Annotated in this window: 10 protein-coding genes; 5 read left to right on the plus strand and 5 right to left on the minus strand. The window is 58.1% G+C overall.

Annotation, left to right across the window (positions count from 1 at the left end; translation table 11 throughout):
• Window positions 1-7 precede the first annotated feature (7 nt).
• Window positions 8-4,735 (plus strand): membrane-targeted effector domain-containing toxin, encoded by a 4,728-nt coding sequence (locus AB7M29_RS28805; protein WP_454248540.1) that lies wholly within the window; start codon window positions 8-10, stop codon window positions 4,733-4,735.
• A 156-nt stretch (window positions 4,736-4,891) separates the two neighbouring features.
• Here the strand turns inward: AB7M29_RS28805 and AB7M29_RS28810 are convergent, their stop codons facing one another.
• Entirely contained in the window at window positions 4,892-5,254 is a 363-nt protein-coding gene (locus AB7M29_RS28810) for a hypothetical protein (RefSeq protein ID WP_454248541.1), read from the minus strand.
• Window positions 5,255-5,418: 164 nt separating this feature from the next.
• On the opposite strand from AB7M29_RS28810, the gene AB7M29_RS28815 reads away from it, so the two are divergent.
• The gene (locus AB7M29_RS28815) at window positions 5,419-6,318 is read left to right on the plus strand and encodes an alpha/beta hydrolase (protein ID WP_454248765.1); all 900 of its coding nucleotides are present in this window, start codon (window positions 5,419-5,421) and stop codon (window positions 6,316-6,318) included.
• Between the two features lie 269 nt (window positions 6,319-6,587).
• A complete protein-coding gene (locus AB7M29_RS28820; protein ID WP_454248542.1) occupies window positions 6,588-8,891 on the plus strand; it encodes an autotransporter outer membrane beta-barrel domain-containing protein in 2,304 nt (767 codons plus the stop codon).
• A gap of 293 nt (window positions 8,892-9,184) precedes the next feature.
• On the opposite strand, the gene guaA is transcribed toward AB7M29_RS28820, so the two are convergent.
• The 4 genes from guaA to AB7M29_RS28840 all read right to left on the minus strand — a co-directional run bounded on the left by guaA (window position 9,185) and on the right by AB7M29_RS28840 (window position 14,013).
• Window positions 9,185-10,762 carry a glutamine-hydrolyzing GMP synthase gene (gene guaA, locus AB7M29_RS28825; RefSeq protein WP_007903619.1) on the minus strand — a complete coding sequence of 526 codons (1,578 nt, stop codon included), beginning with the start codon at window positions 10,760-10,762 and terminating at the stop codon, window positions 9,185-9,187.
• Between the two features lie 93 nt (window positions 10,763-10,855).
• A complete protein-coding gene (gene guaB, locus AB7M29_RS28830; RefSeq protein ID WP_123358100.1) occupies window positions 10,856-12,325 on the minus strand; it encodes an IMP dehydrogenase in 1,470 nt (489 codons plus the stop codon).
• Between the two features lie 207 nt (window positions 12,326-12,532).
• On the minus strand, window positions 12,533-13,081 hold the full coding sequence (locus tag AB7M29_RS28835) for a sugar ABC transporter ATPase (protein ID WP_217854390.1): 549 nt from the start codon (window positions 13,079-13,081) through the stop codon (window positions 12,533-12,535).
• A 164-nt stretch (window positions 13,082-13,245) separates the two neighbouring features.
• A complete protein-coding gene (locus AB7M29_RS28840) occupies window positions 13,246-14,013 on the minus strand; it encodes a sulfite exporter TauE/SafE family protein (protein WP_454248543.1) in 768 nt (255 codons plus the stop codon).
• A 100-nt stretch (window positions 14,014-14,113) separates the two neighbouring features.
• Here AB7M29_RS28840 and AB7M29_RS28845 point away from each other — a divergent pair, with 100 nt between their 5' ends.
• Together AB7M29_RS28845 and xseA are read left to right on the plus strand one after the other, a co-directional pair.
• On the plus strand, window positions 14,114-15,076 hold the full coding sequence (locus AB7M29_RS28845; protein WP_454248544.1) for a LysR family transcriptional regulator: 963 nt from the start codon (window positions 14,114-14,116) through the stop codon (window positions 15,074-15,076).
• Window positions 15,077-15,180: 104 nt separating this feature from the next.
• Entirely contained in the window at window positions 15,181-16,560 is a 1,380-nt protein-coding gene (gene xseA, locus AB7M29_RS28850; protein WP_038981755.1) for an exodeoxyribonuclease VII large subunit, read from the plus strand.
• Window positions 16,561-16,562 lie beyond the last annotated feature (2 nt).

Genomic DNA, 16,562 nt, shown 5'->3' on the forward strand with positions numbered 1-16,562 from the left:
AGAGAGCATGAACCCGATCGAAACCCGCCCACTGCCCAATGCCGCCGACAAGGCAGCGCTCAAGGCAATCGCCACCAGCGTCATCCAGACGTGCCCCAGCCTGCAAGACACGGCGCACGAAGTTGCCAGTGACCTGCTGAAAAAATATGACATCGTCGGCCTCGATCCGGATCAGGTGTACTTCCACCGATTCGACGCGTCCCAAAGCAGCTCGAAAGCCTTCACCGGTTGGGAACACGTCAAGGCTACGCCCACCAGTTCCATGACCCTGACGCAGCTGGTGATCCATCGCTTCCGCACCGCCGACCAGGACAACGCCGACTTGCTGGATGTCTATGCGGGCTTCTATACCGTCGGCCCGAAAACGGGCGATTTCAATGAAACCAACGAAGTGCGCCTGCATGGCAATGAGGTTTTGAAGGACTTCTGGAGCATTGATTTCAGCACGCGCTATACCGATAAGCTAACCGCGTTCTGGAACGATTCCGGCACCGACTTCCGCACCCTGGCCAAGTGCAATTTTCTTATCAAAGCCCTGCAGGCGCGTGATAAACGCCAGTTGAGTGAAAAGGACTTCCAGTTCGTCACCAATGCGGTCATTGGCCCGATTACCTGGCCTGTCAGCCTGCAGTTGCTGCAATCACAACACCCCTGCGCTGACAGCGTTCGAACCCTGGATGTCGATGGCTACATGGCCAACAACATTCTTCGTTTTGTCGCGCCCAAGGGCCGGCAGATTGTTTACCTGCCCGGTGAAACCGACGCCTTTCAGGTGCTGGAAACCGCGATAGACATGCACTACTGGATGTTGCAGCGGATGAACACGGAAGATGCGCGCCAGACGTTCATGACGCATTTTTCCCTGGCCGATCGCCAGACCATCGCCCAGAACATCACCGATATCATGAACCGGCTGGTCAGCACCTGGGGCAAGTACGACCATCACCTGATCAATCAAAAGAACCAGGCTGTCACTGGCGACGCGTTCAGTTGGTTGGGCGACTCGACCAAAGCCGCGATGTTCGCCGAAGCCGAACTCTCGCTGACGTCCAATGGCGATCTGCGCAAAAAACTCTGGATCGGCTACCTCAGCGCGGGGGTGAGAGTGCTCGGTCCGATGGCGGTCGTCGGCTGGCCGATTGCACTGCCAGTGGTCGGCGCCAGCATCGCCAGCCTGGGCTTGAACATCGATCAGGCGGTCAATGGAAAAACCGCCGAGGAACGCAAGGCCGGAGTCCTAGGCGCGGTGCTCAGCAGCATAGATTTGCTGTTCAACCTTTTAGCCCTCAAAGGTCCGGGCTCACTGGAGGAAGTCGGCCCGGAAATCGACGCTGCCGAAGCGAAAGAAATGGCCGATCTGAAGGAATCGACACTACCCGTCAAAAGCCCGGGACTGACGCCGACCGAGGTCACCGTTGAAGCAGCGGGCGAGACCGAGCCTGCTGTGAAGATGCCAGAGACTTTCAAGATCGATGTGTCACTCGATGACAATGCGCTGGTTCGTGAACCGGGCAAGTTTCAAGGGACCTATCGACTCGCGTCCAACCCTTCGAGCGCCATCAAGCTCAACGACAATGCTTATTACGTGCGCTATGAAACCAACATAAACGGCCGTGGTAGCTGGGCCATTGTCGACCCGGCCAAGCCCGATGCATTCTCGGGCACGATTCCCGTGCGCCTGGACGCCGAAGGCAAGTGGCAAATCATCCCGCGACTGGGGCTGAGGGGCGGCATGAACGTAACGCCCATTGCGACCGCTGGCCCATCCGCTGAACCCGTTGTCGAAGAATGGGCACGAACGCCAGGCATTCATGTGCCCGGGCTCGACGACCCTGAGATGAGGGCCTGGGCACTCGGTGGGGCAGACGTTCGCGGCCTGTTCAGAAGGGTATGGACAATCGGCTCAATAGACGTGCGCAGTGTGCTCATGTCCGATGTAGATACAGTCGGCGCCCGTAGTGTATTCATGTCCCCTATGGACGAACTCACAGGCTCCTTGAGCGAATTTGACCTGGCTCAGGAAGAACCTCGCAGCAACCTGGTCAGTGACGCAAAGGCGTATTACGAGCTTAATCCACCCAGTCCTCGTCTACCGATACCTACGGCACAACTGATCGAAACGTCCACCGATCTGCTCGATGCTGCATTCGCGGGAAAGCCGGGGTTAGTCGTCGGTGAGAGCCAAGGCAGCATCGGCAGCAAACAGTTCCTGATCGATAACATGCCCGCGCTGGCCCAGCGCGGGGTGAAAACCCTGTACTTGCAGGAGCTGCTGGCGAACGCCAACCAACTTGAACTGGATGCCTTCGCGCGAACCGGCGAAATGCCGGAAGAACTGGAAAACTACTTGAGGAAACTCGACATCAAGACCGGCAACGATCCCGATGGCAAATACAATTTGCTCACGCTGGTGAAAGCCGCCAATGCCCAGCACATTCGGGTTCAAGCTATCGACATGTCGACGACCTACAACATCAATAAAGATGCTTTTAACTGGGAATCGGATTACCAGATGGCCAGGAGTTTTTTTGCCAGCGAGGTCATCTACTTCAATGAAGAACTGAAAGAGCCGGCCAAATGGATTGCCCTGGTCAATCAGGAGAACATGGCGACGTTCAGAGGCTACCGGGGCATCAGCGAACAGACCGATGCCTTCAGCCTTCGTATCGATGATGTAGTGCCGGGGCAGGCGCAACCCATCGGCTCCGATCCCGGGCTAGCAGTGGAATATGCAGACTATCCGGACTCCCCTGTTTATGACGTGTCAGACGGAACTGATTTCGACAGCATCCATGACCTGATCAAAGGCGACTGGCGCGTTCAAATGGAAACCCCATGGGCCTACCGGACCCCGCAGGATCTGAGAGCACTGTTGCCGGAGTCGGGAATGTTCACCTTTCAGCGCTTCAGAAGCAGCGTGCTGGTGGTTTATCGCAACGCCGATAACGAAATTGTAGAGAGCGCCATCAGGTCGACACCCGGTGGAAGGCTCAACCTGGATACCCCGCTTCGGCCAGCCTATGAATCCATGACTGTGGATAACCTCGATGAACTCAAAGAGGCATTGATTGCAAAGAAGATGAAGCCCATGGGCTGGCCGGAAGTGGCTGGCGAGGTTGACGAGGTTGACGGAGCAGCATCGCTGATCGAAAACCCTCCTCGGTCGCTGCCTGAAATCCAGCGATCGGGCATTCCAGACAACTGGCAGGCCAACGAACTGCTGGAGGACAAAACACCCGGCACCGATTCCGGAAAATTCCAGGGCATCTATCAACTCGACGCCAACCCTTCAACTGCCATCATGCTGGATGACACGGCCTATTACGTGCGCTACGAAGCCGACGTCAATGGCGGCGGCACTTGGGCCATCATTGATCCTGAACGACCGAACGCGTTTTCAGGATCTCTACCGGTACGCCTCAATGCCCAGGGCGAATGGGAACTGGCACCCCGAGCCGAACTCAAGGGCGGCGGCAACACGCAGCCAGGAACGTCCCAGGTCACTGTTCAAAATCCACCGTTGGCCACCCTGAACCGTCCCGCCACTCAGTACGATACATCGGGCGGACTCCGTCTCAGAAAACTGGCTCTGGGCATAAGAGAAACTCACATCAAAATCATGCGCCAGCCCGATGGACATCTGCGCGGGATGTCCACTTACGACGAATACGTCGCAGCCCATCGCGCAAACCTGTCACGGGACGCCCGACAGTTCTTTTCCCGTAGTGAGTTCACCGGTTCATTACCCCCACGCCCGGTGCTTCCTGTCGTGACACCATCGACCACCGCCGCAGAACTGATTCCGGAGATTTTTAACGCCGCACCAGGCTTGGTCATCGGCGAAAGCCAGGATCGCATTGCCAGCATGCGGTTTCTTATCGAGAACATGCCGATCCTGGCCCAAAAGGAGGTCAAGACGCTCTATTTCCATCGCCTGCTCAACGATTTCAGTCAACTGGATCTCAATCAGTTTTTCAGAAGTGGGGAAATGTCCGACGACCTGGAAAAGTCTCTACGACAGCTGCAAAGCGATCCTTCCGGACGGTTCACGCCGCTTGAAGTGGTCAAGGTCGCTCAACACAACCGCATTCGAATACAGGCAACGGACTGTCTGGCGAGTTACCGCTACCCCGCCTCGCCACTTCCCGACATGCATGAACAAGCCATAAAAACCTACCTCACCCACACCATCATGCAGGCCGACAAATCGCTCAACGGGGCTGGAAAATGGGTGGTGCTGACGGATCAGGAAAACTTGAACACGTTTCGCAGCATGCCTGGCATCAGTGAAATGCAGGGTGGTATTGGTTTGCGCATTGAAGAGGTGCTACCGGAAGAAAACTTGCTGATCGAAACGGATCGGGGGATTGAGATAGGACGCGGTTTTGGCTCGCAACACGAATCCATTAGGGGAGATTCCGACACCCTGTTTGCCGACCTGAGTCTGCAGACGCCACTGCCCTTGCTCGAAAGGACACCGGAGGAGCTCGAGCGACTGCTGTTCCGCCAAGGCATGTTCACTTTCGAGAAGTCGGACGGCGGTTGGACGCTGATTCATCGCGGAAGGGATGGCCGAATTGCACGAACACTGGTCGAGCGTACAGTTGACGGCAAGTATCTGATCAATCGCCCCTCATGGACCGAAGTGCACCAGGTGCCTTATGCCGACATCGTCGAACTGTCCTGGGCCCTGAGCCGTATGGGCATGGACCTCGAAGGCCGCTTGCCGCTTTAACTCATCATTCTTTTCTACAAGGTACACATCCCCTGAAACGCAAGAAGCCCCCGATCTCGCGATCGGGGGCTTCTTTTGTCACTATCGTTTTGAGCCTGAGTTCACAGGCTCAAAACGATCATTCCCACTCTATTATCAACTAGACAATTTCACCCTTTAAATAATGGCCCCAAGATAAACAAAATCATCCAAAACCATGGAAAATACCATGATTGATAAACAACCTAAGATTTCTCCGAACAAGTCCCAAAAGGTGTTGGCGCTGATCAGATTTTGACCCAGGCGGCAGGAACTCTTTGACCTATCCAAATACACTCTACTCCAAGAGACCTGCATGTCTTCATCTCGGCCAGAATTAGGATTTATTGGAAAGAAGGCTTCATCTTCCATAAATGGCAGCGCTTCGAGCTGGGATAGGCTAAGCGGATGGCCCTGTCTTTCTTCGACGCAGGCCGGAATATTCCTCATTAGTTCACAGTATTTAAACCCATCATTACGAGTAAAACCGAGACGTTGCATAAACTGAAATTGAAGCACCTGTTCGTTTATTGGGTAATGGTTTTGTGGCCCTCCCACAGGGTCGCCACATCCTGCCATTGCTGCCCTAACTTAACCTAGAACTACACCGCCAATGCCGACTTCAATGCCGATACCTCCATTGCCAAGGTGTGTTATGACATATGATGAGTAGATACTTTCCCTGTCGTCGGACATTGGCCGGCTTCTATAAAGCCTGGATGGTGATGGTCAGCGCGCTTCTCATCGCCTGCCAATCGCCGCGCGAGGCACTGCAACAACTGGCTGAAGAGCACGGCCGACAATTGGAGGTCCTGCCGGGACACGGCTTCCCCCTCTTCATACTTGCGCCGCAAACTGCAGAAAAGATGACTCGCCTGCGTGTCTACCTGGAAGGCGATGGCCATTCCTGGGCGACGGCCACTCAACCCAGCCTGGATCCGAGCCCGCACAATCTGTTAGTGCCACGGCTGGCGGTCGATGATCCGACACCGAATGCGTACCTGGCACGCCCCTGCCAGTTCGTCATGGTCGCAGCCTGTCAATCAGCACTCTGGACCAATCGACGATTTTCTCAGGAAGTGGTCACCCGCCTCAGCCAGGCGCTGGACCAATTAAAACAGCGATATGGCAATAGGGAGTTCGAACTGGTGGGGTATTCAGGTGGAGCCGCTCTCGCATTATTGTTAGCGGCGCAGCGCAATGATGTTACCCAGGTGCAAACCCTTGCTGGCAATCTCAGTCCACCTCTGTGGGCGACGATGAAAGGATTGTCGCCACTCGACGGTTCACTGGATCCGCTGGACTATCGTAATCGACTCGCCTTAATACCCCAGCGTCATCTCATCGGAGAAGCAGACCTGATTATTCCAGGTAGTTTAGTTGATAGTTACCAACAGGCGCTTGGCTCGCCCCTCTCCCAATGCGTCCATGTACCAGGAGCAAGCCATGACAGGGGGTGGGAAGCGACATGGAGCCGATGGGTTAAAACACCGTTGGTACATGAAAATCCTGAGATTAAGGGTGGGCAGGTCCGTTTAAAAACATTCGAATACTATTCCCCCTAGTGCCGGACCCGGGCCTGACCGCAATAACACCCTAAAGTTCCGCTTATTGCTGAATAACTCCGTAAATCCTCAAAAAACAACTGTAGCGTCGCATTTTTTAGCTTTTTTTTTCGTCATTGATTATTTTTATGATGAATTGTCCTACAAGCATCGTGTAGATTTGCACGCGCTTGAATCAGCACTTCACTGACAAGCTGGCAGGGATGCCTAAAACAGACGCTGACGCGCAGGTTGTTCCCTGTCAGTTTCTGCCCTGTAAGGATACTGCCTTGAACATTTCCCACCTGCGCCGCTCGTTGTTGGCGCTGTCCGTCGCGGCTACCACTGCCACGGTCCATGCCGCACCCGCACCCGACCTCAACCACGACCTGAGCACAGGGGCATACAGCAGCTCCGGCGATGTTTTCAATAACGCCACCTTCACCGGGACGTCGCAAAACGCAGGTGTAGAGCTGACCGACGTGACCCTGGCGGGCAACCTGGTCAACCAGGGCAAAATCAACCTGACGGCTGCGAACCCCAGCGACATCCCGGCCGGTATCTCCATGACCCTCAATTCCACCGTCGCTGGCGATCTGGTAAATAATGGCGACATTACGGTGAGCGGCAACGGCGCCATGGGGCTGGACCTGTATCTGGCGAATATCGCTGGTGAAGTGAACAACAACGGCAACATCACTGTGACTGGTGAAGATGCCAATGGCATGATGATCACCTCGACCCAGTCGCGCATCAATAACTCGGGCACTATCACCGCTCGCGGCATCGACTCTGCGGGTATCGAGATCGAGAACGCTCGCTTTACCGGTCAGATGACAGGCGCTCCCTTCAAGAGTGATATCAACAACAGCGGGACTATCTCCGCCGACGGAGTCGGTATCCACTTTCGCAGCCTCGACACCTCCGGCGGTTTCGACACCCTCTCCATCAGGCAGACAGGTGGCCTGATCGAAGGCGGCACCGCAGCAATTCTAGCGGACGACAATGCCTCCCCTTCGTATTTCTACTGGCAAGGTGGTCAGGTCAAGGGTGACCTGCTGGGCCTGAGTGGTGTGCTGGTGCAAGGGGACGCGATGTTCGATGGCTCGACCATCCGCGCCGGTTTCGTCGATATCGACGGTGGCCGCCTGACTCTGCTTCGCCCGCAGACTACGATTGTGGGCGACCTCGACATGGACAGCGACACTGCGCGCTTGCGCTTGCTGCTGGATAACAACACTCTGCCCAACACGCCGATCCTGAAAGTCACCGGCAATACCTTCTTCTCTCCAGGCAGCCAGATCGAACTGCAGGCTCGCTCCGACGACTTCCGCACGTCGGCCCAGGGCACCCGCTACACCCTCATCAACTCTGGCACGTGGGAAGACTCGCAGAACCTGTCCGTGGTTTCCTCCTCGGCGCTGCTTGAGGTGAGGAACTTCGGCATTGAAGGCCAGGACGTAAAAGCACTGGTTGCCACCCGCAGTGATGAGGTGATCACGCAAGACCTGCTGGGTGCCCGTGGTTCGCGCAACGCGGTGAACGCCATCAAGCCGTTCAAGAACACGGTCTTGGGCCAGATGGACGAAAGCGACCCGGTATTCCAGCGTTTCGCCAACGCCGCCACCAGTGAAGATCTGGCCAAACTTTCCGAAACCCTGACCCCTGACGTCAGCCGTGGGGCGATCAACGCCGCCACCAACAGCCAGAACCTGGTCGCAAGTGCCATCAACCGCCGCGCCAGCAAAGCCCGTAGCGGTCTGTCCTCCGGTGACGTCCTGGCAGAACAAGGCGTATGGCTGCAAGCGCTGTCCAGCGATGCCAACCAGGACAGCCGCCACGGTATCGACGGCTACGACGCCAACACCAACGGCATCGCCGTGGGTGCCGACGGCAAACTCAACGCCGATACCACCGTGGGCCTGGCTTACAGCTACCTGACCAGCGACGTCAAATCCGACTTGGGCAAAAAAACCGACGTCAGCGGCCATGCACTGACCCTGTACGGCAACTGGGCCCGTGACAACTTCTTTGTCGACACCTCGCTGATGTATGGCTGGAACGACAACGAGTCCAAACGCTACATAGCTGGTACCCGCGCCAAGGCCGACTACGACAGTGAGATCTTCGGCGTCAACGCACTGGCAGGCTACACTTTCCAGCTCGACAAGCAGTGGCTGCTGGAACCCCAGGTCGGTGCGCGCTATGCCAACGTATCGATGGATTCGTACCGTGAAAAAGGTAGCTCAGCCGCCCTCAACGTCGGCAGCCAGCGCTATGAAATCGGCGAAATGGGCCTGGGCGCTCGTCTGGCGGCCGCTTTTGACATAGGTGTGGGCAGCCTGGAACCGGAAGCCAAGCTGATGGCCTGGCACGATTTCATCGGCGACAAGGCCGGCACCACCTCCACCTTCGTGCTTGGCGGTACCCCATTCACCACCACAGGGGCGACACCGGCGCGCGACAGCTACGAGCTGGGACTGGGTGCGAACTACCGCGTAGGCGCGTGGAGCGTGGGAGGGACGTACAACTACCTGACCAGCAGTGGTTTCGACGCCGACACCTTCACTGCGAACGTGCGTTACGACTTCTGATCAACGTCTTCGTCTGAAACAACAAAACCCGCCAATGCGGGTTTTGTTGTTTGAGGCTGATGGTAAAGCCCGTAAGCGTCTGGGCACTGAATCAAAACCGCCCCAGGCAGTAACTGTCTCTGCGCAGAAAAGCGCTATCGATACCATGTCGGCATTGCTCTACCGAACATGGTGTCGATATTCGTTTCTGATGAGACCGGCACCACGTACCATGAACCAAGCCATTGATGACGTGGAAGAAATCGCAAACACTCTGATTTTTTACTTACAAAACAGATAGTTGCGGATCAACCCTACTCCCACTCAATGGTCGCTGGCGGCTTGCTCGACACGTCGTAGGTGACGCGGGAGATGCCTTCGATTTCATTGATGATGCGGCCGCTGACGGTTTCCAGCAGTTCGTAAGGCAGGTGTGCCCAACGCGCGGTCATGAAGTCGATGGTTTCCACGGCACGCAGGGCCACGACCCAGGCGTAACGACGGCCATCGCCGACAACGCCAACCGATTTCACCGGCTGGAACACCACGAATGCCTGGCTGACTTTGTGGTACCAGTCGGCCTTGCGCAGCTCTTCGATGAAGATGTGGTCGGCGCGACGCAGCAGGTCGGCGTATTCCTTCTTCACTTCACCGAGGATCCGCACACCCAGGCCCGGGCCCGGGAACGGATGACGGTAGACCATGTCGTACGGCAGGCCGAGTTCCAGGCCCAGACGACGGACTTCGTCCTTGAACAGCTCGCGCAGGGGTTCAACCAGCTTGAGGTTCATTTCTTCCGGCAGGCCACCCACGTTGTGGTGCGACTTGATCACGTGCGCCTTGCCGCTTTTGGCGCCAGCCGACTCGATCACGTCCGGGTAAATGGTGCCTTGGGCGAGGTATTTGATGTTATCCAGTTTGTTGGACTGGGCATCGAACACGTCGATGAAGGTACGACCGATGATCTTGCGCTTCTTCTCTGGGTCGCTTTCGCCTGCCAGATTGTCGAGGAACTGGTCCTCGGCGTTGGCGCGAATCACCTTGACGCCCATGTTCTCGGCGAACATGGCCATCACTTGCTCGCCTTCGTGCAGGCGCAGCAGGCCGTTGTCGACGAAGACGCAGGTCAACTGGTCGCCGATGGCCTTGTGCAGCAGCGCGGCAACCACCGAGGAGTCAACGCCGCCGGACAGGCCGAGCAATACGTTGTCGGTACCAACCTGGGCGCGGACCTGGGCGATGGCGTCTTCAGCAATCTTCGAAGGTGTCCACAGCGCTTCGCAGCCGCAGATGTCGAGGATGAAGCGCGAGAGGATGCGACCGCCCTGCTTGGTGTGGGTCACTTCCGGGTGGAACTGCACGCCGTAGTAGCCGCGAGCATCGTTGAACATGCCGGCAATCGGGCAGCTCGGGGTGCTGGCCAGGATGTGGAAGTCTTCCGGCATCTTGGTGACCTTGTCACCGTGGCTCATCCATACGTCGAGGCCGAACAGGCCATCGGCGTCGATATGGTCTTCGATGCCATCGAGCAGACGGCTCTTGCCAACCACGTCAACGCGGGCATAACCGAACTCACGCAGCTCGGAACCTTCGACCTTGCCACCCAGCTGTTCAGCCATGGTTTGCATGCCGTAGCAGATACCGAAGACCGGTACGCCCAGGTCAAACACCGCTTGCGGGCAGCGCGGGCTGTCGGCTACGTGCACGGACTCGGGGCCGCCGGCGAGAATGACGCCTTTTGGAGCGAATTCGCGAATCGCTTCGTCGTCCATGTCGAACGGATGCAGTTCGCAGTACACGCCGATTTCACGCACGCGGCGGGCAATCAGCTGGGTGTACTGGGAACCGAAGTCGAGGATCAGGATGCGGTGGGCGTGAATGTCGAGGGCCATGTGGTCAGTCTCGTCTATGCAGTTCGGTGAAGAGAATCAGAAACAACTCGGGGCTGAAAACAGCCCCGGTTACTTAACTTATTGCTGGAAGCCTCAACCTACGCGGTAGTTTGGTGCTTCTTTGGTGATTTGCACGTCATGAACGTGGGACTCGGCCATGCCAGCGCCGGTGATCCGCACGAACTCAGGCTTGGTGCGCATTTCTTCGATATCGGCGCTACCGGTGTAGCCCATGGAAGAACGCAGGCCGCCCATCAGTTGATGGATGATGGCGCTCAGGGTGCCCTTGTACGGAACACGCCCTTCGATGCCTTCCGGAACCAGTTTCTCGGCGCCTGCCGAGGAGTCCTGGAAGTAACGGTCGGAGGAACCTTGAGCCTGGGACATGGCGCCCAGCGAACCCATGCCGCGGTAAGCCTTGTACGAACGGCCCTGGAACAGTTCGATCTCGCCCGGCGCTTCTTCAGTACCGGCGAACATCGAGCCCATCATCACGCAGGAAGCACCGGCAACGATGGCCTTGGACAGGTCACCGGAGAAACGGATGCCGCCGTCGGCGATCAACGGAACGCCTGTGCCTTCAAGGGCAGCGGCGACGTTGGCGATGGCACTGATTTGCGGGACGCCGACACCGGCGACGATACGGGTGGTGCAGATCGAGCCAGGACCGATACCGACCTTGACTGCGTCAGCGCCAGCTTCGGCCAAGGCCTTGGCGGCAGCGCCGGTGGCGATGTTGCCGCCGATGACCTGCACTTCAGGGAAGTTCTGCTTGACCCAGCGAACGCGGTCGATCACGCCTTTGGAGTGACCGTGAGCAGTGTCGACCACTACCACGTCAACACCCGCGTGGACCAGGGCAGCTACGCGGTCACCGGTGTCTTTACCGGTACCGACTGCAGCGCCAACGCGCAGACGACCTTGATCGTCCTTGCTGGCCAGCGGGTAAGCCTTGGCTTTTTCGATGTCGTTGACGGTCATCATGCCTTTGAGGGCGAATTTGTCGTCGACGATCAGCACGCGTTCGATACGGTGCTTGTGCAACAGCTCACGGACGTCGTTCTTGTCGGCGCCTTCCTTGACCGTGACCAGACGCTCTTTAGGCGTCATCACTTCACGGACGCTGGCGTCCATGCGGTTTTCGAAACGCACGTCACGGGAAGTGACGATGCCGACCAGGTCGCCATCGTGCAGTACCGGAACGCCGGAGATGTTGTGCAGGCGGGTGAGTTCGAACAGTTCACGAACCGTGGCGTCAGCCTCGATGGTGATCGGGTCCTTGACCACGCCGGCCTCGTACCGTTTGACCTTACGCACTTCGGCAGCTTGCTGCTCGATGGTCATGTTCTTGTGGATGATACCGATGCCACCTTCCTGAGCCATGGCAATTGCCAAACGGGCTTCAGTAACGGTGTCCATGGCAGCAGAAACCAGTGGAATATTCAGCTCGATGCCACGGGTAAGGCGGGTCTTGAGACTGACTTCGTTAGGAAGAACCTCGGAATAACCGGGCACTAAAAGAATGTCGTCGAAGGTCAGAGCTTCTTGGCTGATACGCAGCATCGCGGGGGCTCCCGAGCGGGAAAATGGAAGCGCGCCATTATAGTCAGACACCCCCTCGGGTTCAATGTAAAACTCTGTCTATTATCGACGCAGTGATCGACGGAGGTTTTGGCACACAAATCCCGTAGGAGCGAGGCTTGCCCGCGAAGGCATCACCGCGGTACATCAGGTAGACCGAATCGATGTCTTCGCGGGCAAGCCTCGCTCCTACAGTTCGACTTTGACCCAGCTCACGGGCTGATCCAGCCAATCGGCAAATTCGTCGATAAAGCTCTGCTTGAACCCGGCCTCGAGCCAGTTGTTGAAGATGAAGCCCAGGTTGGAAAAGCCGCATTCCTGCAAGAACAGAAACCCGTTGATATCGTCCTCATGCCCGCACTCAGGGCACGTGAAGTTATCGGTGCGCCCCGGCATCCACTCTTCCAGGCTTTCGAACAGCGCTTCGCCGATTTCCTTGCGGCACTCGGCGCAGCCGGCTTCTTCGAGAAACCCCTTGGCCGGTGTATAGATGCAGCGCTTGGTGATGATTTCCAGGCCATTGATCGGCTCGCCGAACGGCAGCGCGTCAGGGTGCAGGACCACGGCGCGGGCACCGTCGGCGAGGGCGTGGGCCATGCGATTGCCGGTGCGGCCACAGGTGGTCAGTTGTTCTTTAATGATGTTCTTGCGCACCAGCCAACGCACGACCGCCCGGGCCCGGGGTTCGTGTACCGGCAGGGTGGAGATTTTCGGGACGATGATGCTTTGGGAATTCATGGTGCAAGCCTACAAATGCTGAATGAGTCCACCCTTGTGGGAGCGAGCCTGCTCGCGATGAGGCCATTGCAGTCAACATTGTTGTTGCCTGACCCACCGCCATCGCGAGCAGGCTCGCTCCCACAGGATTTGCGGCCGGCAGCTTAATCCCTGACGAAATCCGGTCAAGTACTCAAATAGCGCCCGACCAAGGCAATCCCGCTGGCCAGCACCAGCCAGGTCACCAGCCGCACGAATGCCTCGCGGGACAATTTCATGATCAACCGCCGACCGATCCACAACCCCAGCGCCATCGCTGGCAACAAACACAGTGCCAATACCAACAAGGGTAGCTCGGCATACACACCGGCGACGGCAAACAGGCTCAAACGCACCACGGTGCTGCAACTGATCAGCGCACTCTGGGTTGCCCGGGCTGCGTCCTTGGGCAGCCGACTGTTCAAATAGATCGCATATAAAAAGCCGCCACTGCCAAACAGCGCCCCGAACATCCCGCCCACCGTGCCCATCGGCACCGCCCACCCGGCGGACAATTGCGCCGGACGGGTTTTAATCCACAGGCTGTAAATCGCATAGGCGCTGATAAACAGCCCCATCAACAGCAACAAAACATCGGATTTAAGGTTCAGCAGAAAAATCACCCCCAACGTGCAGCCCACCGCCATGCACGGCAGCAGCCGCAGCAATTCGGGCCTCGCCACATCCCGTCGCGAGGGCAGCAGATTGCCGAACGCCGCGACGAAATCCAGCAGCACCAGCAGCGGCACGATTTTCGACAGCGGCATGAACAGGATCAGAATCGGCCCGGCCACCAGCGCGGTGCCAAAACCGGCGATGCCGAACACGATGTAGGCCAGCGCAACGCCCAACCCGATCACCAGCCAATCCACCGCACCCCACGGCCATTGGTTTAACAACTCCAGCACACTCATCGTCACGGCTTCCTTTAATTCCTGTGATGACTTTAGCCAGCGCCGAGCGTTGCGACTAATATCTTCAATGTCGACTACCCATCTCGAAAAGGCATGCCTCGTGCTTTCAACCCGTCAATTGCGCTACTTCGTGGAAATAGCCGAGAGTGGCAGCTTCAGCGCCGCAGCCGAACGACTGTTTATTGCTCAATCGGCCTTGAGCCGGCAGATCAAGGACATGGAAACCCGACTGCAAACGCCGCTGTTCGAACGCACCGCACGCCAACCCCGTTTGACGGCGGCGGGTGAAGCCTTTTTGCCTCGGGCGAGAAACCTGCTGAACGAACTGACCAAGGCCAGCGAAATGGCCACTCAGGTGGGAAACGGTCAACTGGGTGTATTGCGTCTGAGTCACTCCAGTACGGTGCCCATGAGCGGTCGGCTGCTGCGAGGCATCAGCGTCTATCTGGATCGGCACGCCGGTGTGTCGATGGACATCGTCAAGCTGTCCTCCGAGGCGCAACTGGAAGAATTGGCCGAAGGGCGCCTTGATGTGGGGCTGTTGCGCCTGCCGGTGCTGCGTCAGCGTGAAGGGGTGCAGATTGTTCCGCTGTACAGCGAGCGCCTGTTGCTGGCGGTGCCGCCAAATCATCGGCTGGCTGTGGATCAGTCCGCGCAAGGCATCGATCTGGCGCAGTTGAAGCATGAAGCGTTTATTTCCATCCCTCATCCACAGCGGGGCGGCCTGAGCTATTTATCCGCCGAGTTGTGCATGCGCCAGGGGTTCTTTCCCCGGGCGGCTCGAGTGGTGTCACGCAAAACCACGCAACTGCAATTGATCCAGGCCGGGTTCGGCATCGCACTGTTACCGGAATCGATGCAAGACATCGCGCCGCCGGATATCCACTTTCTGCCCTTGGCCGACCCGGATTGCCACAGCACTGTTGCCCTCGCCTATCGGCAGCATCCCGCGGCACTGGTTCAACACTTCATCAATACCTGCACAACCCACTGTGGGAGCGGCGGTGCGGCGATCCGACTTGCTCACGAAAGCGGTGGGTCATTCAACAATGATGGCGACTGACATGACCTCTTCGCGAGCAAGTCGGATCGCCGCACCGCCGCTCCCACAGGGGATTTGTGTTGATTCATGGAGATTGATGGACGAATGCCTTTATCATGCGCCCCATGATTAAAGATCCCTTTGCAAGACTCGGCCTGGACCGGGAAGTCCTGACTGTCAGCCAGCTCAACGGCCGCGCGCGGGTGTTGCTCGAAGACGTGTTCAGCAACATCTGGGTCGAAGGCGAAATTTCCAACCTCGCCCGCCCGGCGTCCGGCCATGTGTATTTCACCCTCAAGGACAGCGGCGCCCAAGTGCGTTGTGCGTTGTTCCGGCAGAACGCCGCGCGGGTTCGTCAGGCGCTGAAGGACGGCTTGGCGGTCAAGGTACGCGGCAAGGTTTCGCTGTTTGAAGGCCGTGGTGACTACCAACTGATTCTCGACACCGTGGAACCGGCCGGTGACGGCGCCCTGCGTCTGGCTTTCGATGCGTTGAAGGAAAAGCTCAGCGCCGAAGGCCTGTTCAGTGCCGAGCGCAAAGTGCCGCTGCCGGCGCACCCGCAACGCATCGGCATCATCAGCTCGCCCACGGGCGCGGTGATCCGCGACATCATCAGTGTGTTTCGCCGCCGCGCGCCGCAGATCCAACTGACGCTGATCCCCACCGCCGTGCAAGGCCGCGAAGCTACCGCGCAGATTGTCCGCGCGCTGAAACTGGCGGATGCCCGCGGTTTCGACGCGTTGATCCTGGCCCGTGGCGGCGGTTCGCTGGAAGACCTTTGGTGTTTCAACGAAGAAGCCGTGGCCCGCGCCGTGGATGCCTGCGTGACGCCGATTGTCAGCGCCGTCGGCCACGAAACCGACGTGTCGATCAGTGACTTCGTCGCCGACGTCCGCGCCCCGACACCGTCCGCCGCGGCCGAACTGCTCGCGCCGGATTCCAGCGATCTGGTTCGACGCGTCGAAAGCCTGCACCGACGCCTGGTGATGCGCATCCGCGACCGTTTGATGCGCGACCGGCTGCGTCTGGAAGGCATGGCCCGGCGCCTGCGTCATCCCGGCGAACGACTGCGTCAGCAAGCACAACGTCTGGATGACCTGGACATGCGCATGCGCCGCGCGTTCGAACGCAGCCTCAATACCCGTCGCGAACGTTTGATCCGCCTGGAAACCCGCCTCGCCGGGCAACATCCGGGTCGACAACTGGCGATGCTTCGCCAGCGCCTCGATAGCCTCGCCGAGCGCCTGCCCCGAGCCATGCGTGAAGGGCTTAAATCCCGCCGGCTGCAACTGCAAAGTCAGATGCAGACGCTGCACGTGGTCAGCCCCTTGGCGACCCTCGCGCGTGGCTACAGCATTCTGCTGGACGAGCGCGGCAACGCGATTCGTAGCGCCGCGCAGACCCATACCGGCCAGCGCCTGAAAGCCAAACTCGGCGAAGGCGAGCTGCAAGTGCGCGTCGAAGACAATCACCTGACGCCTGTCACCCTTTCTTTACTGGATTGATC

Source organism: Pseudomonas sp. F-14 TE3623 (assembly GCF_053629015.1).